15 protein-coding genes are annotated in these 22,394 nt (G+C 40.3%); 4 read left to right on the forward strand and 11 right to left on the reverse strand.

Annotated elements, in window-relative coordinates; all coding sequences use genetic code 11:
- The first annotated feature begins 408 nt into the window (after positions 1-408).
- Together rne and EAE91_RS18800 are read left to right on the forward strand one after the other, a co-directional pair.
- Positions 409-3,468 carry a ribonuclease E gene (gene rne / locus EAE91_RS18795; protein WP_214089821.1) on the forward strand — a complete coding sequence of 1,020 codons (3,060 nt, stop codon included), beginning with the start codon at positions 409-411 and terminating at the stop codon, positions 3,466-3,468.
- 309 nt (positions 3,469-3,777) lie between these two features.
- Positions 3,778-4,410 carry an SDR family oxidoreductase gene (locus EAE91_RS18800; protein WP_214089822.1) on the forward strand — a complete coding sequence of 211 codons (633 nt, stop codon included), beginning with the start codon at positions 3,778-3,780 and terminating at the stop codon, positions 4,408-4,410.
- A 44-nt stretch (positions 4,411-4,454) separates the two neighbouring features.
- Here the strand turns inward: EAE91_RS18800 and tmaR are convergent, their stop codons facing one another.
- Complete coding sequence (gene tmaR / locus EAE91_RS18805) at positions 4,455-4,772, reverse strand: PTS system regulator TmaR (protein ID WP_036782152.1); 318 nt, start codon at positions 4,770-4,772, stop codon at positions 4,455-4,457.
- An 892-nt stretch (positions 4,773-5,664) separates the two neighbouring features.
- Here tmaR and EAE91_RS18810 point away from each other — a divergent pair.
- Entirely contained in the window at positions 5,665-5,895 is a 231-nt protein-coding gene (locus EAE91_RS18810) for a hypothetical protein (protein ID WP_214089823.1), read from the forward strand.
- An 834-nt stretch (positions 5,896-6,729) separates the two neighbouring features.
- On the opposite strand, the gene EAE91_RS18815 is transcribed toward EAE91_RS18810, so the two are convergent.
- Positions 6,730-7,377, reverse strand: a complete 648-nt coding sequence (locus EAE91_RS18815) for a hypothetical protein (RefSeq protein WP_214089824.1) — start codon at positions 7,375-7,377, stop codon at positions 6,730-6,732.
- A complete protein-coding gene (locus tag EAE91_RS18820) occupies positions 7,377-7,856 on the reverse strand; it encodes an Hcp family type VI secretion system effector (protein WP_036777266.1) in 480 nt (159 codons plus the stop codon). Before EAE91_RS18820 ends, EAE91_RS18815 begins: the two co-directional genes overlap by 1 nt.
- Positions 7,857-8,144: 288 nt before the next feature.
- On the opposite strand from EAE91_RS18820, the gene sbcB reads away from it, so the two are divergent.
- Positions 8,145-9,575: an exodeoxyribonuclease I gene (gene sbcB, locus EAE91_RS18825; protein ID WP_214089825.1), complete on the forward strand. Its 1,431-nt coding sequence runs from the start codon at positions 8,145-8,147 to the stop codon at positions 9,573-9,575.
- Positions 9,576-9,715: 140 nt separating this feature from the next.
- Here sbcB and dld read toward each other — a convergent pair whose 3' ends face one another.
- From dld to yieE, 8 genes are all read right to left on the reverse strand, one after another.
- Positions 9,716-11,431 carry a D-lactate dehydrogenase gene (dld, locus tag EAE91_RS18830; protein ID WP_214089826.1) on the reverse strand — a complete coding sequence of 572 codons (1,716 nt, stop codon included), beginning with the start codon at positions 11,429-11,431 and terminating at the stop codon, positions 9,716-9,718.
- Between the two features lie 194 nt (positions 11,432-11,625).
- Complete coding sequence (locus tag EAE91_RS18835) at positions 11,626-13,008, reverse strand: APC family permease (RefSeq protein WP_214089827.1); 1,383 nt, start codon at positions 13,006-13,008, stop codon at positions 11,626-11,628.
- 595 nt (positions 13,009-13,603) lie between these two features.
- The gene (locus tag EAE91_RS18840; protein ID WP_214089828.1) at positions 13,604-15,583 is read right to left on the reverse strand and encodes a ligand-gated channel protein; all 1,980 of its coding nucleotides are present in this window, start codon (positions 15,581-15,583) and stop codon (positions 13,604-13,606) included.
- Between the two features lie 911 nt (positions 15,584-16,494).
- Positions 16,495-17,295, reverse strand: a complete 801-nt coding sequence (locus EAE91_RS18845; protein WP_214089829.1) for an ABC transporter ATP-binding protein — start codon at positions 17,293-17,295, stop codon at positions 16,495-16,497.
- The gene (locus tag EAE91_RS18850) at positions 17,292-18,371 is read right to left on the reverse strand and encodes a FecCD family ABC transporter permease (RefSeq protein WP_214089830.1); all 1,080 of its coding nucleotides are present in this window, start codon (positions 18,369-18,371) and stop codon (positions 17,292-17,294) included. Before EAE91_RS18850 ends, EAE91_RS18845 begins: the two co-directional genes overlap by 4 nt.
- 20 nt (positions 18,372-18,391) lie before the next feature.
- A complete protein-coding gene (locus tag EAE91_RS18855; RefSeq protein WP_214089831.1) occupies positions 18,392-19,525 on the reverse strand; it encodes an ABC transporter substrate-binding protein in 1,134 nt (377 codons plus the stop codon).
- A 327-nt stretch (positions 19,526-19,852) separates the two neighbouring features.
- A complete protein-coding gene (locus EAE91_RS18860; RefSeq protein WP_214089832.1) occupies positions 19,853-21,334 on the reverse strand; it encodes an amino acid permease in 1,482 nt (493 codons plus the stop codon).
- A gap of 154 nt (positions 21,335-21,488) precedes the next feature.
- A complete protein-coding gene (gene yieE / locus EAE91_RS18865) occupies positions 21,489-22,352 on the reverse strand; it encodes a DNA-binding transcriptional regulator YeiE (RefSeq protein ID WP_214089833.1) in 864 nt (287 codons plus the stop codon).
- Between the last annotated feature and the right edge of the window lie 42 nt (positions 22,353-22,394).

A 22,394-nucleotide genomic window follows, 5' to 3' on the forward strand; every position in this document is an offset into this window, starting at 1 on the left:
AAGACATAAAGTCACCTTGCTATCACCCCAACAGCAATGGAATAATACGTAGCCACCATCAGTTTTTTAATCCTGAATGGCGAAGTTAAACGTTTGTTCTTTATTTGATTGCACAAAAACGCAGCAATGGCGTAAGACGTACTGGGAAATCAAATAACTAGCGGGCTACGGGTAGCAGATTACTGGAATTGGATCAAATCCGCTTCATTTATATTTGCAGATTATTCCTAGAAAAGGGTACTGTTTTCTAAGTGAAAATTCAGACCTGCCGAAAATATGCGTCTCTATACAAACGACAACCGGGAGGTTGGCGGATTTGTAAAAGACACGAGACCATCGGTTACCAGTCGCTCATCTATATTTGCCCGTAGCTCTATAACTAATGTAAAAAATAATGAGTAAGTTACAATGAAAAGAATGCTAATCAACGCAACTCAGCAAGAGGAGTTGCGTGTTGCTCTGGTTGACGGGCAACGTCTTTATGATTTGGATATCGAAAGCCCAGGACACGAGCAAAAAAAAGCAAATATCTACAAAGGTAAAATCACCCGAATTGAACCTAGTTTGGAAGCCGCTTTTGTTGACTATGGTGCTGAACGGCATGGTTTCCTTCCTATTAAAGAAATAGCCCGCGAATACTTCCCCAGTAACTACCATCCTCATGGCCGCCCTAATATCAAAGATGTTCTCAGGGAAGGCCAGGAAGTTATCGTTCAAGTCGATAAAGAAGAACGTGGTAATAAAGGGGCCGCCTTAACCACTTTTATCAGTCTGGCGGGCAGTTATCTGGTATTAATGCCTAATAATCCTCGCGCTGGCGGTATTTCCCGCCGTATCGAAGGAGATGACCGCACAGAACTGAAAGAAGCATTGGCATCGCTAGAAGTGCCAGAAGGGATGGGGCTGATCGTCCGCACTGCGGGCGTCGGTAAATCCGCAGAAGCACTACAGTGGGATTTGTCATTCCGCCTTAAACACTGGGAAGCGATCAAAAAAGCCGCTGAAAACCGCTCTGCGCCATTCTTAATCCATCAAGAAAGCAATGTTATTGTCCGTGCTTTCCGCGACTATTTGCGCCCAGACATCGGTGAGATTTTAATCGACAATCCCAAGGTTCTCGATCTGGCGCGGCAGCATATCACTGCACTTGGCCGCCCTGATTTCACCAGTAAAATCAAACTGTACAGTGGTGAAGTTCCCCTGTTCAGCCATTATCAGATTGAATCACAGATTGAATCTGCATTTCAGCGTGAAGTTCGCCTGCCATCAGGCGGTGCTGTGGTTATCGATACCACAGAAGCATTAACTGCGATCGATATTAACTCTTCCCGAGCAACACGCGGAGGAGATATCGAAGAGACGGCTTTTAATACCAACCTTGAAGCCGCAGATGAGATTGCCCGTCAATTACGCCTGCGTGACCTTGGTGGTTTGATTGTTATCGATTTTATCGATATGACACCAGTACGTCATCAACGTGAAGTGGAAAACCGCCTACGTGATGCTGTTCGTCAGGATCGTGCTCGTATTCAAATTGGCCGTATTTCTCGCTTTGGTCTATTGGAAATGTCCCGTCAGCGCCTGAGTCCATCGCTAGGTGAATCCAGCCACCACGTTTGCCCACGCTGTAGCGGCACAGGGACTATTCGTGATAACGAATCCCTGTCGCTATCCATTTTACGTCTGATTGAAGAAGAGGCACTGAAAGAGAACACGCATCAAGTACATGCTATTGTTCCAGTACAAATCGCCTCGTATCTACTAAATGAAAAACGCCAGGCAGTCAGTGCAATTGAGCGCCGTCAAGGAGACGTTGGCGTAGTGATCGTGCCTAACGATCAAATGCAGACTCCCCACTTCTCTGTCCTACGCGTACGTAAGGGTGAGGAAATTTCTACACTGAGTTATCTGCTTCCTCAATTTCATGAAACTGGAACGACAAATCTTCAAGAAGATGTCCAACCTGAACGTAAGCGTCCTGAACAGCCCGCTATTTCTGCTTTTGCTTTGCCAACCGATACGCCAGCACAGCAACCATCACATAAAGCAAAAGAGAAAAAGCCTAATCGCCCTGCTCAGACTATAACGGAACAACCTGGTCTCTTAAGCCGCTTCTTGACTGCTTTGAAAAAAATGTTCAGCGCAGAAGAAGAAAAACCGGCCCAGAAAAAAGAGAATAAATTATCCGGCCATGATAACCGTCGCTCTTCTGAACGACGCAATCAACGTCGCCAAAATTCACGTAAAGATCGTGATGATAATAATCTACGTGATGAGCAACGTAATAACCGTGATCGTGACGAACAACGGAAAAATCGTCATACTCAACAGAAAAATGGCCCTCAAGATAACAACGTGACGATAGATACTGCCGCTCGTGAAGCCCAACAGCAGCAACGTCGCGAGCAACGTGCAGAACGTCAACGCCGTCGTCAGGAAGAAAAACGCCAGCAGCAACTTGAAGTTCAGAAGCCAGAAGTCGTTGAAAATGAAGTTGAAGAGCGTCTGCCAGTTGTACCGCGTCGCCAACGTCGTCAGCTTGAACAAAAAATTCGCATCATAGATGAAGTGAAAGAAGTGACAACTGTCGCTTCACTGCCGGTACCTGTTGCTACGGAAGAGCAATTACCAGCACCTGTTGAAATACCTGTAGAAACAGCTCAATTACAACAACTGGCTGAAAATAAAGAGCAACAAGATAATGTTATGCCACGCCGCTCTCGTCGTTCACCTCGTCATTTGCGCGTTAGTGGCCAGCGTCGTCGTCGTTACCGCGATGAAAGAAATCTACTTCAATCGCCGGTACCATTATCTATGGCTGTTGCATCACCAGAAATCGCTTCCGGTAAAGTTTGGGTTCGCTATCCGGTGGTTCCGATTTCCATAGAAATTTCTGAGGAAATTTCTATGATCGAACAGCAGGAACAGCAAAATGAGGTATTGCCAGCAATAGTAGCGGAAACAGTACCTGCAATCACCATTGTTGCAGAATCTGAACAAACCATCACTGAATCGCCTAAGGTGGCGGAAACGCTGGAAGCTCATCAGGATAGGCTAAAACCTGAAACAGGTATTACAGAATCAAATGACATTGTTCTACAGCAAACTCAATCAGTGCAGGAAGAGCCGTCATTTATTGAATTTGTTGCAATAACACCGATTGCCTCTGAATTTGAACAGCAACCTGAAACAGAAGAAAGCATTATTGTTCCTGAAGAAATTGCAGCAGTGATAATTGTTGAAAAGAGTAAAGATGAAATGGTTAAACAACCTGTTGCTATTATAGCCAAAATTCATCATGCTTATGCGCCGATGACCAAAGCGCCAGCCCCTGAGATGATTGAAAAACCGATTGTTATCAGCGAATGGCAACGACCTTTTTCTCATTTTGAAGGGAGGGGAGCTGGAGGCCATTCAGCCACTAATGCGGCTACTTCACCAATGGCTAAACCGCAATCCTTCGAATAAATAACATTATTTAATATTAGCAGAATGGCTCTTTTTAGGGAGCCATTTTTTTTGCTACTAACCCCACAAAAATACTTACCATTAATTTTATTCTATCCACATAAGGGTTAGTTTAAACGGCTATCACTGTTACTCTGTTCAATTAATTATCATTCGATTTATATCCTATGGATTTCAAGATGGATCGCGACGGCAAGGGAGCGAATCCCCGGAAGCATAGAGAACTATGTGACCGGGGTGAGTGAGTGCAGCCAACAAAGAGGCAACTTGAAAGATAACGGGTATATTATTTAACCAGGAGAATAGTCTATGAAACCGTGGCTTATTTTTGGTGCAGGTAGTGGCGTTGGACGTCATCTTGTGACTGTCGCACTGCAACAAAAACGTCCCGTAATTGCGCTTATCCGCAATTCTGAGCAGGCTACTGAGCTGAGTGCTTTAGGCGTCAAAGTGATACAAGGTGATGCCTGTAACGCTGAAAATGTTGAAAAAACCGTACAATATGTAAGTTCAGAAGCAATCGTCTTTTCTACTATTGGTGGAATTGATTCAGATCTCCTTGGCAATATGACTATCATTGATACTATTGAGAAAACTGGAATAGCACGTATGTTACTCGTTACCTCAATAGGTTGCGGCGAAGGCTGGAAAACTCTGTCACCCAGAGCTAAGTCACTGTTTGGCCAATCTGTCAGGCGTAAATCAATGGCAGAAAGCTACCTTCAAACAAGTTCTTTGAATTACACAATTATTCGCCCAGGTGGATTAACAAATAAACCGGGAACAGGCCATTGCCAAAGATATCAGCATGAAATTCATGGCGCAGTTAGTCGTCAAGATGTTGCACATCAACTGGCAACTATGGCAGAAGAAGAATCTTCATATCAGCAAATTTACACCTTAGTTGATCCAGAGCTTAAACCTGATTGGGTTACTGCGTAGTCGGCAAAAATAACCACGCATTGATGCGTGGTTATCTAATGATGCTATTTGAGTTCACCGATTGTTTTAAGCTTTTTAGACAACTCACGGCGCTCTTTAGAAAGATCCGCATTTTTAATTATGTGATCATCTATACGGTCTTCATAATCACTTCTCATATTCATAATGATGCTCTGAATATCCTCAATTGACATACCGGGCTTGATGTATTCACTCAAGTTATCAAGCAATAAAACCCGTTTCTGGTTATCGCGTATTTTCTTCTCATTATCTGCGATTTCGCGCTGTAACTTATTTTTACGACGAAACATACGTACAAATTCCAACACATTGTGGAATGACGGCTTATTTGCATTGTCCATTTTCATACCTTATCTTCAATCTAAACGTACAAATTATCCAATCTGACTACACAATAAGACTAAAACCATTAATAGACAAGTCAGTTTCCGTTATTTATTGATTCTCATTAATTACATAAACCTGTTAACTTCTTGCTAAAGGTTCAGCATGTTGACTCAATCGAAAACAATCGGCCAATGAGAGTGAATAATAAATCGCCAACCTTCCACTGGCAGAAGCACAATTTTTCCCTTCCCTATCGCTTATCTTCCATTTCTTACTCTACAATTTTTTCATACTTCAAGTGTACTATCATTAATCACTATTATCTCCATGATTATCTAACAAGCGTAATTATATATCTGTCGGAGAAAAAATTTATATATTTGTATATAATAATAATTCAACTATTATCCCATACAAAATGAATAAAAAACTATAAAGTTAATTCCACTTAGAAATCAAACAAGATATTAATAAACAAATCAAATAAAGACAACTAATTATATAGAGCACGATAAAATATTGAATAAAACGTTAATACTCTCTAATATTATATACATTTTAAACTGTATTAATTCCTTTATTTCCCAACTCTTTGCAAGATAAGATTTTCAGGTAATTATTTTTAATAAAATTTATACCCAATGGAAAAACATTTAGTTTATTAGTTTATTAGTTTATTAGTTTATTAGTTTATTAGTTTATTAGTTTATTAGTTTATTAGTTTATTAGTTTATTAGTTTATTAGTTTATTAGTTTATTAGTTTATTAGTTTATTAGTTTATTATTTAAATACATGTTCAAACTGACTATATTTGTGATACCCATCTTAATAATAAAATAAAAATTTCCTTATTGCTGAAACATAATTAAAATTGACGAAAAATATAACGATAATTAGGTTAGGTGATGAAAAAAATTCCTTTTGATTTGAATGGTTACGAAATCTCTTTTGGCCATGCACGTAAAACAAGAATTCCAATTATAAAAATAACTCACCCCAAAAATGGGGTTTATATTAAACCATTTTATAGTGTCAATAGAATAAATTTACTTGAAAGAATCCAATATGAAACTGGTTTAAGTGATCAATATATTGAATCTATTAATGAATATTTTCAAGAGGTTAATTACCCTTAATAAGGGAAAATATATGAATAAAAATATATTTTAATTATTATATATTCTGTTTGCTGGTAAAATTGCCTAAACAATTTATCAGCAAACTAGTAAAAGGTATTTATAGATTACCTATGATAATACCTTTGATAACAGAAAAGCCCCCTTGAAAATATACTTATTAGCCTAATCCTCCTGGATAAATCTAGATAAATAATAATCTCTACGCTTACTAACCATAACCTATTGGAATAATATGCATTTTCCTCTTATTTTTTCCGTTATATAGTAAAAAAACGCATAAAGTGCCAAGCATATACCTGCAACTATTATATACTGATATCGATTTTCCAATGTTGACATCAGTGCAAAATAGATTAATACACCCACTGAAAGTGTACCAATACTAACAATTAATCCTTGTATTAGATACATCACGATTTTCATCAATATACGTATTATTGCCATTATCATTCATCTAACCCTGCTGAAAATTTATCAAATAAACTCCGATTCCCGTCATACACCTCCAATGTTGTAACATATGGCTCCATTTTACTTTCAACCAAGAAATATTACCTTCTCGGAGTAAATGTTACAGATCCACTCAGCTTAGTGAACTATTTTTCATAATCTAATGAAATAACCCACACTTTTCTTTTATTTTTTCTGTAATGTAGTAAAAAAAAATAGAAAACGCCAAGCATGTACCTGCAACTATCGCATACTGATATCGGTTTTCTAATGTTGACATTAAGGTAAAATAAACTAATCCAATAACTGAAAATACACTCACCCCACCAATTATCCCTTGAGTTATGTGCATCACGATTTTCATCAATATACTTACTATCTTCATTGATCTAGCCCTACAGAGAATTCATCAAATACTTCATTAAATAAATCTCGATTTTCATCATACGCTTCCAATGCTCTGACATATGGCTCCATTTTACTCTCAACCAAGAAATAAAGTAAATCCAAGTTACCCTCTCTCCTTAATAACATATATAAGTTCGGGTTTGTTTGAGCTAATTCTCTAGAAGTATAGATAGCCCTAGATACTGACGCCCCAAGCCCCAAAACTGTAGTAAATGCTAGAGAGCCACCAAATTTCGTAAACCATTTTGTACCGAAAAAAGCACCGAGCTGTCCGTTAAAGATGACATACTTTGCAACAATACCCCCAAATATTTTCCCAGCTTTCGTTTCGATTAATCGTTGCTTTTGTTCTTCACTCAGCTTACCTAAGTAATCTTCAAAAATAATCTGAATCACCCTTTCAAGATTATTAAGCGTAATTGCTTCTGATTTTACCAATCCAACAAAACGATATTTGTCATTTTCATTATCCCATCGATGATCAGTATCAAGATAATCATAACCAAGATAATAAAAATCCACCGGAATATCTAATATTCCCTCAGCAAACCCAGTAAGCCAGCTACTGTCATCGTTAATAGCCGAAACCATTTTTTCAGCAATTTCTTTAGCTCCATCCATTAAAAAACCCTTTCATCCCAAATACTATACGTACTCGTTGAACACGCCACATTATTCCAGGTAATATTGGCATATACTATTGAAAGAATTTCCTGTGGCATCATATGATTACTGGTTAATGAATGCGGGTGGTCTGATTTTAAACTAACAATATACGCTTGCCCAAGACGAATTGTATAGTAAAGCTCAAGTCCACCGTTTTCGCTGGTACGGTAAGATTCAAGAAAACACTCTAACCTTTCGTTATCATCCAAGCTTTTTGCTAATAAAGGAGAAGCTTTATCAATAGGTTTAGTAATAATTACCGGATGATGTGAAACATTTTGTTTGCGAGTCATAAGATGTTGCAGACTATAGACGAAGATCTTATCTTCGTGCCCATTTTGCGCTTTGATACCTATTGAGTCTCTTCTGCCACAACCAGCAGAAATTAACCCTTGATTTTGACCTTTAACTGTTAAATAAATTAAATTTGACATATTCATCTCGCTTATTTTTTCAACACTTCGATGCATACTGCGGTAGGCAGATCAATATTGTCAAGGGTAAATGTTCTTAAAACACACAATTTTTTATTTCAAGTACTCAAAATGTTAATAATCGGCCTCCAATCGCAGAACAAAAAGTAGGAAAACATGTATACAATATTGATTGTAATTACCTAGATTCTCTAAGATAGTAAGCAACAATTGTCTGCATTTTATGGCAAAAATGTCGCTCATTCTTTGAAAAAACAAACAATTAACATCATTGGACATTGAACAACAGTGAAAAATAGCAGCGAACAACCCACTTTCTACATCCACGACTACGAAACTTTTGGTCAACATCCGGCCTTAGACAGACCGGCTCAATTTGCTGGTGTTCGTACTGATATGGATTTCAATATTATTGAAGAGCCATTAGTTATTTACTGTTCACCTGCTGATGATTATTTGCCACAACCAGAAGCTGTCATGATTACAGGCATTACGCCTCAAATTGCATTAGAAAAAGGGGTCAATGAAGCGGAATTTGCCCGCCAGATTCATAATGTATTCAGTGTACCGAACAGTTGTATCCTCGGTTATAACAATATTCGGTTTGATGATGAAGTCAGCCGGAATATTTTTTACCGTAATTTTTATGATCCATACGCTTATAGTTGGCAAAAAGGTAGCTCCCGTTGGGATTTGCTTGATGTATTACGTGCCTGTTATGCCTTACGCCCCGAAGGTATTGTCTGGCCAGAGAATGAAGATGGTCTACCTAGCTTTAAATTAGAACATCTGACCAAAGCAAATAGCATTGAACATTCACATGCTCACGATGCTATGTCCGATGTCTACGCCACAATCGCAATGGCAAAATTACTCAAAGAAGTACAGCCAAGGATGTTCAATTATTTCTTTCAGTTAAGAAATAAGCAGAAAATTAGCGCCCTTATCGATATCCCTCAAATGAAACCACTGGTTCATGTTTCCGGGATGTTTGGCGCTGCTCGCAGCAACCTCAGTTTGGTTGCGCCTCTTGCCTGGCATCCAATAAACCGAAATGCTGTTATTATGTGCGATTTAGCTGGGGATATTTCACCATTACTGGAATTGGATGCAGATACATTGCGTGAACGTCTATATACCCGCCATGATGAATTGCAACCAGATCAATCACCAGTCCCTATAAAACTGGTTCATATTAATAAGTGCCCGATAATCGCCCCCGATAACACTTTGCGAACAGAAGACGCTGAACGTATTGAATTGGATCGCGATCATTGCGAAAGAAATCTGACTATTCTACGGAATAATCCACAAATCAGAGAAAAAGTTGTAGAACTGTTTGCCGAGGCCGAACCTTTCCCTGAATCCGATAATGTTGACGCTAAGTTGTATGATGGCTTTTTTAGTGATGCCGATAAAGCAACAATGAATATTATCCGTGAGACGTTGCCTCAGAATTTACCTGCACTCGATCTGACTTTTCAGGACCCACGGATTAAAACGCTGTTATTCCGCTACCGTGCCAGAAACTATCCTGCTACTCTAACTTACGATGAACAACAGCGCTGGTTACGTCATCGTCAAGATGTCTTAACTCAGGATAAGCTGAATGAATATTTCTTTACAATTGAACAACTCTTCATTGAACACCAAGGCAATGAAGAAAAATGTCGCCAGCTCAAAGCACTCATGGAATATGCAGTGCAACTGGCTGGATAATTAAACGGGGCGAGAACAAATATAAAACGGCGAGTCATATATACTCGCCTTTCTTTCTAACAGGATGATTATCATCAACCTTTACAGATTTGAACTTTCTTAGTACCAGCATATCGTTGTAACTACTGAGAATATTGACATTAAGATCCTTCGCCCCAATTTTTTAGCTTGGATGTTTTTCCAATTCCTGGGTTGAGAGTGTTAGTAGGATCAGTCATCCGATAAAAGGCCTTAAGTTGAGGTTTAGCTTGATATACATGCCCCACATTATGCTCTGCCGGGTATTCCGCACCTCGTTTATCAAGCAGTTCTATCATTCTTTCCTTCAATGCCTGTACATCTACCCCCTTTTTCACAATGTAATCCTGATGGAACACGTAGCACATAAAGTGTCCGCAATAAAGTTTGTGTACCAATACATCATCAAATTCTGGGGGTAATTGTTCAAACCATTCACGATCATTACGGCGCAGAGCGATATCAAGTGAAAGGATATTCTCTACTTCGTTACTATGCACTGCTTGATAACGGATCGCCGAGCCACCAGCGGAAAAACGATGCAAGAACGCTTTAGCCCCCTCCTCTGGCGTACAAGCAAAGAAATCCCCTTCTACCTGGCTAAAATATTTTTCCAACCAGCTTCTGGCCTCTTCAACCCCATCACCAGACATCTTTAATATCAGATGGTGCTCAAAACGATTACGATATTCTTTTAAACGTTTAGGCAAGTGGGAAGGAAGTAAGCGACTTAATCCCTGCATAATGCGGTCAACAAGATTGGTAGGCAAGAATGGAATCCGGTTGAAGATAGCGTCCATTCTCCCTTTTAAAGTAAAATAAGCCGGCATTTTATCGGTACCAAGCTTATCAATCATGATAAAAGTATCTTTACCGTAAGTTTCCGCAATATCAAAAATATCCCGGTGCATATATTCACCCGCCACCGGTAAACTATGAAAATTTGCTAATATATGGCGACGCAATTCTGTCAATACGCCAGTTTGATTGGTACCGATATAAAATACTTGAGACAAAGGTTCTGCCGGAAAAGTATCGAGCCGGACGGCAAACACAACCAGCTTACCCGCACAACCTGAAGTTTCGAACAAACGGCGCTCGTCAGAATTGAAACGAGATGGAGTATCAGCATCTACGTCACGCACCCGTTGGGCATATTCATGATCAGATGCTTTACGCTGACCATGTTCTACATCCTGATCACTGTAACGTTGTTCTTCCAGACAAGAGAGAATCTCTTCTGGTGTTTCTCCCAAATAGATCCCTAGATGATTAATCAATTCTGGCTTACCACGCTCATTAACCCGTCCATACAATGCCATTTCGGTATAAGCCGGCCCACGATGAACTAAAGAACCGCCGGAATTATTACAGATGCCCCCAACCACAGAAGCACCGATGCAGGAAGAACCGATAACTGAATGAGGTTCACGGCCCAGAGGCTTGAGTGCGCGTTCAAGTTGCCATAACGTACTGCCTGGTAACGCAACTACCTGATTACACGATTTTAAAATCTGAATTTTATTCATGCGCAGCGTGCTAATGATCACTATGTCACGATCATAATCCTTGCCATTCGGAGTAGAACCTTCGGTTACCCCCGTGTTGGCCGCTTGCATTAAAATGATTTTATCTGCTTCAATACAGGCCTTAAACACATACCACTGTTCCACCAGTGAACCGGGAAATACAACAGCTAAAGCGTCTCCTTGGCCGGAGCGAAAGCCTTTACGATAACGTTCAGTTTTATGGGGAGCAGTCAGAATATGAGATTTACCGACAATATTGGTCAAGGTAGTAATTACTTGTTGATTTTGAGAGGTTTTTGTATCATTCATAGTCTCTTCCTTAATAATAATCACCTCTCAGAGCATAGATTGTTTTTCTCCGTTTACCGTTGAAATTTTTCTTATCTGTAAGCTACCTCGCTGTTTTTTTTCTTAAGCTCCCTTTCCTTCATTATTACAGTAAATTGGTAACACAGTAAAAAATAATGGCACCAAATTCGGCACCATTATTCTTTTACTAGATATTAAACCATTTCAGAGCATTGGGGCATCGGCTGACGGAAGCGACGAGTCAGAAATACCATATAAATCAGACCAATTGCTCCCCAAGTTAGCCCTAATTCCATAGAACTTTGTTCCAGATTCATCCACAGTACACTAACGGTACAAGCACCTATCACAGGTAGTACCAAGAAATTAATTGTATCTTTTAATGTACGATTACGACGTTCACGGATATAGAATTGAGAAATAACTGACAAGTTTACAAAGGTAAACGCTATCAACGCACCAAAATTAATTAGAGCTGTTGCAGTAACCAGATCAAAGGTAATCGCAGATAACCCTATAATACCTACTAGCAATACGTTGATTACCGGAGTCCGCCATTTTGGATGAACGTAGCCAAATATTTTCTCAGGAAATACTCCATCGCGCCCCATAACATAGAGCAGACGGGAAACCCCTGCGTGAGCCGCCATACCAGAAGCCAAAACGGTGATACAAGAGAACACCAAGATAATAGCTTGGAACAACGTACCCGCTACATACAACATAATTTCTGGCTGAGATTCATCTGGGTTCTTGAACCGAGAGACATCCGGAAAATAGAGCTGCAAGAAATAAGAAACCGCAATGAAGATAACACCACCGATTAATACCGTCAGGAAAATCGCTTTCGGAATCACCTTACCAGCATTCGGTGTCTCTTCGGACAACGAGCTAATGCCATCAAACCCTAGGAATGAAAAGCACAAAATCGTGGCCCCAGTAATCATTGGGATTAAATGAGCATCCTCAGAAACAAATGGTTTCGCACTCCATAAAGTTCCAACTCCTTCCCCGTTGTACACACCGTGGATCAGTAACCCCACAAATACAACCATAATGGCTACCTGAACAATAACAATAGCCGTGTTGAGATTAGCAACAACGTTAATGCCACGCAGGTTAAAAGCTGTCATCAGTAATGCAAATCCCACAACGAAGATCCACGGATCCACGCTAGGAAAAATAGCTTGAAGATAAATTTTCGCTAATAAGACATTAATCATCGGCATGAACATATAGTCCAATAGCGACGACCAACCCACCATAAAGCCAACATGCGGACTAATGGATTTTTGTGCATAAGTATATGCAGATCCGGCGGATGGGAAACGTTTTACCAATTTCCCATAGCTCAAGGCGGTAAACAGAATTGCGATCAAAGCAATAGCGTAGGATGTTGGTACATGACCGTCAGTCAAACCAGAAACAATGCCGAAAGTATCAAAGATGGTCATAGGTTGCAGATAAGCAAGACCCATCATCACCACCTGAACCAAAGTCAGTGTTTTTCTGAGTTGAACACGATTGTTCGCACCAGTCTGGTTGGTGCCTAGTGGGATTACAGTATTATGAGACATGAGCGAAACCTCCCATAACTTCGATTCGCGTTGTGACACTACTTAATCGACAGTTACTGGGAAGACTTCGCTTCTGCCTATAGGCAGGAGAGTTAGAGGCTGGATTATATGCAGAGCGCAACGCTCCGTAGTCATCGATGCAGCAGCATGTACCGATTGGTACAAGTGCGAAAGAGAATAATTGCTCCATATTTAGCGTTCCTCATTACGGCAACCGATTCTCATTACGGTTGCTCGTGGGCCAATTATCTATCCGGCTCAGAGTCCGGCCTCTGGTATAGTAAAAAATAAGTCAAAGCAAAAAAAATAACCGACACATATAAACGCATCAGTTATTCTCTAGTGGGCGAATTCTGCACTCGAAGACCTGAAATAGCAATACTCGGCGCACTAAAAGTTCATTATTTTTTACCACACCCATTGATGACGCTATGGAAGTCAACGGTGTCATATACACTTCTTTGGCATGAGCTAAGTTTTAACACAACACAAAACGGATTGCTATTCAGTTTTTACAGGTATAAGTAAAAAACAAAAATCCTCTCTGTCAGCAACAAACAGAGAGGATTATGACACTGTTAGTTAGAACGCGTTATTAAAAGTCGTAATTGATACCAATGTTATAGCGACGACCATCCAATACCGTTTCATGAGTATCCTCAGTCACTTGCTTCTCAAATACGTTGTATACCCCACCTACCAAACGCAAACCATCAGCTAAATAATAACTGACACCGATATCCACAAAGGTATAAGACGGTGTTCCTTTCCCCATAGAGGTACGTGATAAATAATTCGAAGTTTTGCCACGGTAATTAACACGAGTCCAAGCTTGCATTTCTGGTAAAACTTGCCAATTTAAGGTTGCATTCGCCATATGTTTAGGCATCTTATTCAAAGGTTTCCCTTTAAAGTTACCACTCTTTTGCTCAGAATCAGTATACGTATAGTTTGCAGTCAATAACCAGTCATCAACAATATCCCAGTTTATCGTCGCTTCTACACCACGCATATTGGCTTTATCAATGTTCACACGGTCACTAATAAATTTATAAGCAGTGCCATCAATAACGCACTTACCCCGAGATTTACCACTTGGATCGGTACAACGACGTAATTCAGTAATTTTATCTTTAAATTCAGTATTGAATATCGTTAAACCTGCATTAAAATTATCCTGATTGTTCCAAATAACACCAATTTCCTGGTTGAAGCTCTTCTCTGGCTTCAAATCTGGATTACCGACGATAATCGCGGGATCACCACCACCACCCGTAATCTGCCCCCAATTAGATGCCGCTTGACGTAATTCTGGTGAACGGTATCCTGTCGAAATACCACCTTTAATTGTCCATTGCTCATCAACATGCCATACACCATACAAACGTGGAGTCCAGTGGTTACCGAAATTTTCGTCTTTGTCCATACGGATACCACCGGTCAACGCAAAGTCATTAGTCATTTGCCACTCATCTTCAGCAAATAACGCCCAACTCCAGCGGGTCAGCTTATTGACATTTTTAGCAGAAGCTAATTGATTCCCGTCATCACGTAAATCTTCATAACGATACTGACCACCTACGCTCAATGAGTGGTCACCCAACATAAATACTGTATGAGTATTGAACAGATTATCGTAATATTTCATATCACGACCGGGGTTACGTGATTCGTCACGCTGGAAATATGTTGTCGATGTTCCAAAATCGTAAACACCGTTATGGGTGATGGAATAATTATTTCTTTTATATCGACTTTGGCTATTACCTGGAGATCGCCAACTACTCGTTTTTGTTTTCCCTACAGTAGAATCACGATCTTGTTCATAACGTCCAGCTTCAAAATCAAAAGTATTCTGTTCATCGGGCGTCAAAGAGAAAGTAGCTGAACCGTTACGCATTTCCTGTTTATTAAAACCACCAATAAATTTATCTTCATTTCGGTGAGAATACAGGCCACTCACTTTCAGCCCCAGTAATCCATCAATAATTGGGCCAGAGGTATAAACACTACTCTGATGACTATTACCTGATTTAGAACGCTCTTGCAAAGTACCATCAGCGCGGAAGCTAGTTTTCCACTCTTTCTGTGCCTTACGGGTAATGACGTTAATCACCCCCCCCATCGCATCAGAACCATAAAGAGAAGACATGGGACCACGCACCACTTCGATGCGTTCTATCGCAGCCAACGGCGGCAACCACCCCTGCTCAATACCAGAATTGTCACTGTTTGGACGAGTACCACGAGTATCAACACGCTTACCATCAACCAGAATCATCGTATATTGAGATGCCATACCGCGAATACTGATATCACTGTTGCTAGCACCACCTGTAACAACGACCCCCGGCACATCTTTCAATGCATCAGTCACATCACGATAAGCCTTAGTTTCCAATTGTTCACGGCTCACCACAGAAATAGACGCTGGAGCATCTTCAATTTTCTGTTGAAAGCCTGCTGCTGTAGTCACAATAATAGTGTCATTATTGCCGCCAACCGCCAAGACTGAGCTAGATGAAATTGCAGCAATAACACCTAACGCGATTTTTCTTTTATTAAAAACACCCATTCCCGATTCTCCAAGAGATATAATTTCACTTTATTCATCTATAAAAATGGATAATCAACATGTGCTCAAATAACGAGGATAAAATATTTACCTCTGTGTAGTTTTATTATTTTATTAGTTTACTTATATCTTATTACCATAAGACATAAGACAATATTCTCTATTAATTCCAATAATCCATCTTATTAACTTATTCCATTTACTATCCTTTGCAGTTAAAGAGTAAATCTCAGCATTAACCAGACAAAACTGTAGCTTTTAAACACACAGTATTAAAAGGTAAATAAATTATTCCTCATATACGGCGATGCACGTTTTGATTTTTATGCGCATTCCGCGCCTATGCTTTATCATAAATATAATTTAAACAATAAGTTAAAATGAATTCTCCAATCTCTAGCGTTGAAAGCAATACCTGTAAAATATCCCTATGATAACTGTGTTTAACTCCTTACATGTCACAAATCAGTATTAATATCATATACAGCTACCCAAGGTAATAATATTACGACAATATGTTTCTCGTGATACCAATACTACTACGTAGTATTAATCATTTAAATTCAGCTCACTAAGCAGTTCATTTAATAAAAATGAATAATCAACGTATGCTAAGGTAACGAAAATAAAGTATTTATCCCTGTTTAGTTCTATCAGTTTACTAACATCTTATTACCATAAAGTATAAAACCGTATTTTTATTGGCTATAATAATCTATCTTATTAACACATTCTATTTACTACCCTTGCCAGCAAAGGGTGAATCTCGGCATTAGTCAGACAAAAATGTAGTTTTTAAGACACTGTAGCATAAGAAAAATAGATCATTCCCCCACGTACAACTATGTACATTCCAGTTTTTGTGTGCAATTTATGTCATGCTTTGTAAAAAATATAATTTAAATAACAAGTTAAAATGAATTCTCACTCGCTAGCTTTGAAACCAATCCATCAACCAATACCTGGGGAATGCCCTGAGAACAACGTTCAATTCTGCCTTTGACACCGTAAACCTGTGCCAGACTATCTGGCGTAATAACCTGCTCTGGAATTCCTTCAGCAATTAAACGCCCTTTTTGCAACATTAATACATGATCACCATGACGTAACGCGATATTAATATCATGCACAACGACCACCGTAATAATATTACGACGATACGTTTCTTGGGCTACCAATGCCATGACGTGATATTGATAATTTAAATCCAGAGCACTAAGTGGTTCATCTAATAACAATAATGTTGGTTTACGAATTAACGATTGTGCCAATCCAACCAACTGTTTTTGACCACCAGATAACTGATCTAAATAACATAACGCCAGGTGTTCAATCCCCAACTGACGTAATAACGACATCACCTCTTCTTCACTAGTTTCAGAATGACGTCCTCTGGATGCCCGTTGAGCAACGATAATCGATTCCAGTACATGCAAATGAACACCAGCAGGTAAACTTTGTGGTAAATAAACCACATTTTCCGATCGCTGGATAAAACTCATTTCCATCAAATCCTGACCATCAAGCCAAAGCTGGCCTCTTGCACGATTTAAACCCGCCAAAGAACGCAGAAGTGTTGATTTACCGCTACCATTTGGCCCCAACAGTACCGTAATTTTCCCACGCGGCAACGGAGCAACATTCAGATTTTCAATAACCGAATGTTTCGGGTAACCCGCAAAAAAATTGCTAATGGTTAATCCCGGGTTCATATGTTCCCCCTATGACGTAAAATTATGCTAAGGAAGAATGGAACCCCCACTAACGCAGTAACAATCCCAACAGGAATAACCACACCTGGGATCAGGTTCTTCGAGGCGATGGACGCCATAGACAACACCAATGCACCAATTAAAGCACTAGCGGGTAAATAGAAACGATGATCTTCCCCGAACATCATACGGGCAATATGTGGCGCAATTAAACCGACAAAGGCAATTGGCCCAACGAATGCAACGGCTAAAGCGGCTAGAATACTAATACGCAATAATGTCCCCAAACGCAGACGACGAACATCGATACCAAAACTGATTGCACGATCTTCACCCAAGCGCAGCGCTGTCAGTCTCCAGGAATTCATCATTGAAATAGGAAAAACGACTGCAAACACCAACAACATAACACCCAGTTTTATCCAAGTTGCTCTGGCAAGACTACCCATTGTCCAGAGTACTAACCCCTGAAGGGTATCTTCCGTTGCGATAAACTGCATCATGGAAACCAATGCTTCAAAGGTAAAGACCAATGCAATACCAAATAATACTACCCCAGACGTAGCAACACGTGTCAAACGAGTGATCGTGTCCAGTACCAATGCAGCCAACAAAGCGAAAATGAAAGCATTCGCAGAGATGAACCATTGATCAGGCACGCCTGGAATACCAATACCCGATACAATCGCCAACGCCGCACCAAATGCAGCCGCTTGAGCAACCCCTAAAGTAGAGGGGCTGGCTAATGGGTTATTTAAAATCGTCTGCATTTCCGCGCCAGCCAGCCCAAGAGACAAGCCAATCACTACCGCCATCAAGGCATATGGTAAACGGATATCCCAAACAATTACCCGTGTACCCGCATCCACACTCTCTGGCGACATTAAAGTTTGCCAGAGAGATGACAAAGATAGACCTGATGGCCCTATCGTAAAATCTAATACCAGTGAAACACCAATAATCAGCACGATAAATACCATCATCACAATACGGCGGCGTAAAATATATCGGTAATGAACTTTTACACTGCTGTCATCTAATTGTTGTTTCACCATTGGCTCGGTAGTGGCACTCATTATTCCCGTTACCTGACTGATTACTTTTCACTAATCCAGTAAACCCCTGATGGATCAACTGCCAAGAATTTACTGTGTAATTCATTCAGTGTCTTTTGCGGATCTAAATCTGCAAATTGCTTAGGATAGAACCACTTAGCAAATACTTGAGTTGCTATCACATTATATGGAGAGTTGTAGTAGTTATGCCAAATCGCATAATCTCTGCCCTCTTTAACCGCAGTCAACGAGCTAATACCTTTACGTTCAGTCATTTGTTTCAGACTGGCTTTTGCGAGTTCAGGCGTAGATTGCGCTCCCAGTTTTACACCAGGTTCATTACTGTCTGGCGCTTTTGCACCACTAGCAATGTAAATATAAGGGTCAACTGCAATAATTTTTTCGAGATTCATGTTACCAAGTACGCCTGGCAGAACACCTTTAGCAATGTTTTTACCACCGGCCAAATCGATAAAGTTACCCATATTACCGTCACCGGCAGTTGCACAGCAGTCTTCAAAAGAACCCGCTCTTAAGTCGATAAATACTGTTGGTTTTTTCTCTTCCGGGATTTTATTGGTGATATCAGTCACCAGTTTTACATTTTTCTCGTAAAAATCGGCATATTCTGCCGCTTGTTTTTCACGATTGAGTACCTTACCTAACATACGAATGCTCGGCAGCGTGTTCTTTAACGGCTCAGTACGAAAATCGACAAATACAACCGGAACACCAGCCTTTTCAAGTTGAGCGACCAATTCGCTGTCTTTACCAGGGCCATGACCAGACAAACCAAAAATGGCGATATCTGGGTTGAGAGTTAATACTTTTTCAGAACTGACACTATCAGCACTGGTATTACCAATCAAAGGAATCTTGTCAATCTCAGGGAATTTAGCTTTATAGACGGCGTAAGACTGCGGATCCAATTTGCGGAAATCACCTTGCCAACCCGCGATACGGGCCAGTGGCTTATCGCCTTCAAGTAAAGCGATAGCGTGGAACAAACGGCCTTCGCCCAACAAAACACGATTTACATTCTCTGGAACTTCAACAGAGCGACCAACTATGTCGGTGACCGTTTCAGCCCATGATGCGAAGCTTGCCATGACTGCCGAACCCGCTAACAGGCCGACACTGATACTCTTTGCTATGGTTCGAGACATAAATTTCATTTTGTTAGCCCTTTGATATTAATAATTATGGCATTAACAATAGGCCAAATGAGAATACTTATCAATATGATCTACACAAATTTTGGTAAATTACGTGATTAATTGTATGATTAACGCTATGAAAAATAAAAAATACCCATTTGATCACAAAATGGGGGTTTTCTTTTAATTTCTTATCAATAACGGCTTATCTACTCAAATAAATAAAACATTAAGATAATAATAAATTAATCGTGAATTGAATTAAAAAACCATAAAAACCAAGCGGGCAGGAATTTTTTCAAAGATTCCTGCCCGCCTATTAATCACGATTTAGCGTATTCACATTCACTGATTTGAGATATCAGGAAATTTCATCTCGCCATATTTGATAAAACGAGTTTTCTTCACTAGTTTATAACCAAACCAAATCAACAGGAATAGTGGAATACCAATATAAGTCGCAGTTACACCATACCAGTCAATTTTATCTTGTAGAAATGCCTGATAATTCTGTCCTAATGTGATGATTAGACACAAAACAAACGCAAAGATTGGGCCAACAGGGAAAAATCCTGAACGATAAGGTAATTTACTTAAATCCAATCCCTGAGCTATATAACCACGGCGGAAACGATAATGGCTGATAGCAATCCCCAACCATGCAATAAAACCGGTCATCCCAGAGGTATTCAACAACCACAGATAGACGGTCTGGTTACCATACATTGAACTGAGGAAACACAACGCAGCAACCACAGTTGTTGCATACAAAGCATTACGTGGAACACCGCCTTTGGATAATTTGCCAAAAATCTTCGGTGCTTTACCCTCTTTTGCCAATGTGAACAACATACGAGTCGATGCATACATACCTGAATTACCCGCAGACAACACAGCCGTCAAAATAACCGCATTCATCATAGCCGCGGCGGATAATAAACCGGCGTTTTCAAATACCAACGTAAACGGACTAACACTGATATCACCGACCTCATTACGCAATAGGCTTGGATCAGTATAAGGAATAATCAGACTGATGATCAGGATTGCAAAAATATAGAACAGCAGAATACGCCAGAATACCTTACGTACAGCACTAGGAACATTTTTCGCCGGATCTTTTGACTCACCCGCCGCAATGCCAATCAGCTCGGTTCCCTGGAAAGAAAACCCAACTATCATTGCCACGCCAATCATGGCTGCGAAGCCACCAGCAAAAGGTGCATCACCAACAGTCCAGTTATGCCATCCAGCTCCCTCAGCTCCTTTCATGATACCGGCTATCATCAGTAATCCGACCACAATAAAGACAATAACCGTACTGACTTTAATTAAAGAGAACCAGTACTCAGCTTCACCAAATCCTTTCACTGAAATAAAATTCAATAGAAAAATCAGCGCGAGGAATAGCGCACTCCAGATCCAACCCGGCATATCCGGCAACCAGTACCCCATAACCAATTGAGCAGCAACTAAATCCACCGCGATAGTCACCGCCCAGTTGTACCAATAGTTCCAACCCAAGGCAAAACCAAACCCTTCTTCAACATATTTGGAACCGTAAGTCGAGAAAGAGCCGGAAACCGGCATATAAGCGGCCAGTTCACCCAAACTGGTCATCAGGAAATAAACCATCAAGCCAATTAATGCATAGGAAAGTAATGCTCCGCCAGGCCCTGCCTGTGAAACTGTCGCACCTGAAGCCACGAATAACCCAGTACCTATTGATCCGCCAACGGCAATCATCGCCAGATGCCGAGCTTTCAATTCACGTCGCAAATGTTGCTCTGCTGGTTTCCGGGAAACACTTTTTTGTTGTTGAGACATTCTGTTCCTGTTAGCTGCGAATAAATCTGATGGCGGATTGTAACAAATCCTCACTATCAAAATAGCGAGGAAGCGCTGTTATAAGATACCTTCATAATGTAGAGAAAATTATAAGTAACACAGCTAATTTTGGATTTTAGGCCGAACGTAAACTTTACCGGCAATAACTGAGCAATTTTTGCAGCGCGTTAGACATGTGCTTTTGCCGATGATGAATTAGGTACAATGTTCTGAAAAGTCTTAATCCTGGCACTTTTAACTCCAGTAAAGTGCGATTTTGCAATTGTTCTGCAACGACTCGTCTGGATAAGCAACTGATGCCCATACCAAATTTGACCGCATGTTTTATCGCTTCAGAGTTTCCCAATTCCATCAAAATCTTGAACCCAGGTAAACGCGCAAACAACAGATGATCTAGCACTTCTCTTGTACCCGATCCGCTCTCCCTTAATATCCATGATGCCTTAACTAAATCATCCAATTTTAGATCCTGTTTAGCTAGCGGATTTTCAGGAGAAGAAAAAACAACCAACTCATCTTCCATCCATAGTTGAGTTATCAATTCAGGACTATGACAGGAACCTTCTATCAACCCAAGATCAACACGGAATTCCAGCACTGAATTGATGACATCCTGCGTATTATTGATATTTAACTCTAATGGCGTATCAGGAAAATCCTGACGATAATTTGCCAGCATTTCCGGCAACATATAATTACCAATAGTACTACTGGCAGCGATACGTAACGCACCCAACTCCTGTTTGAATAACTGCTGAATTTCCCCTGCCTGCTCTAGCAGTGCCAAAGCCTTGGGATAAAGTAGACGACCATGTTCATTAGTCACCAACCGCTTTCCTACCCGATCAAAAAGCTGTACGCCAAGCTGATTTTCCAGATCCGTTAATGAGGCGCTTACTGCGGACTGAGATAGCGCCAATTGCTGAGAGGCTTGCGTCGTTGAACCGCTTTTCAATACCTCAGTAAAAACTTCCAACTGCCTCAATGTGATATGCATATTGCCCCGCAAAAAAATATGGTGTCAGTCAAAGTTAGCTTG

This window comes from Photorhabdus noenieputensis (assembly GCF_018448935.1).
Lineage (GTDB): Bacteria > Pseudomonadota > Gammaproteobacteria > Enterobacterales > Enterobacteriaceae > Photorhabdus > Photorhabdus noenieputensis.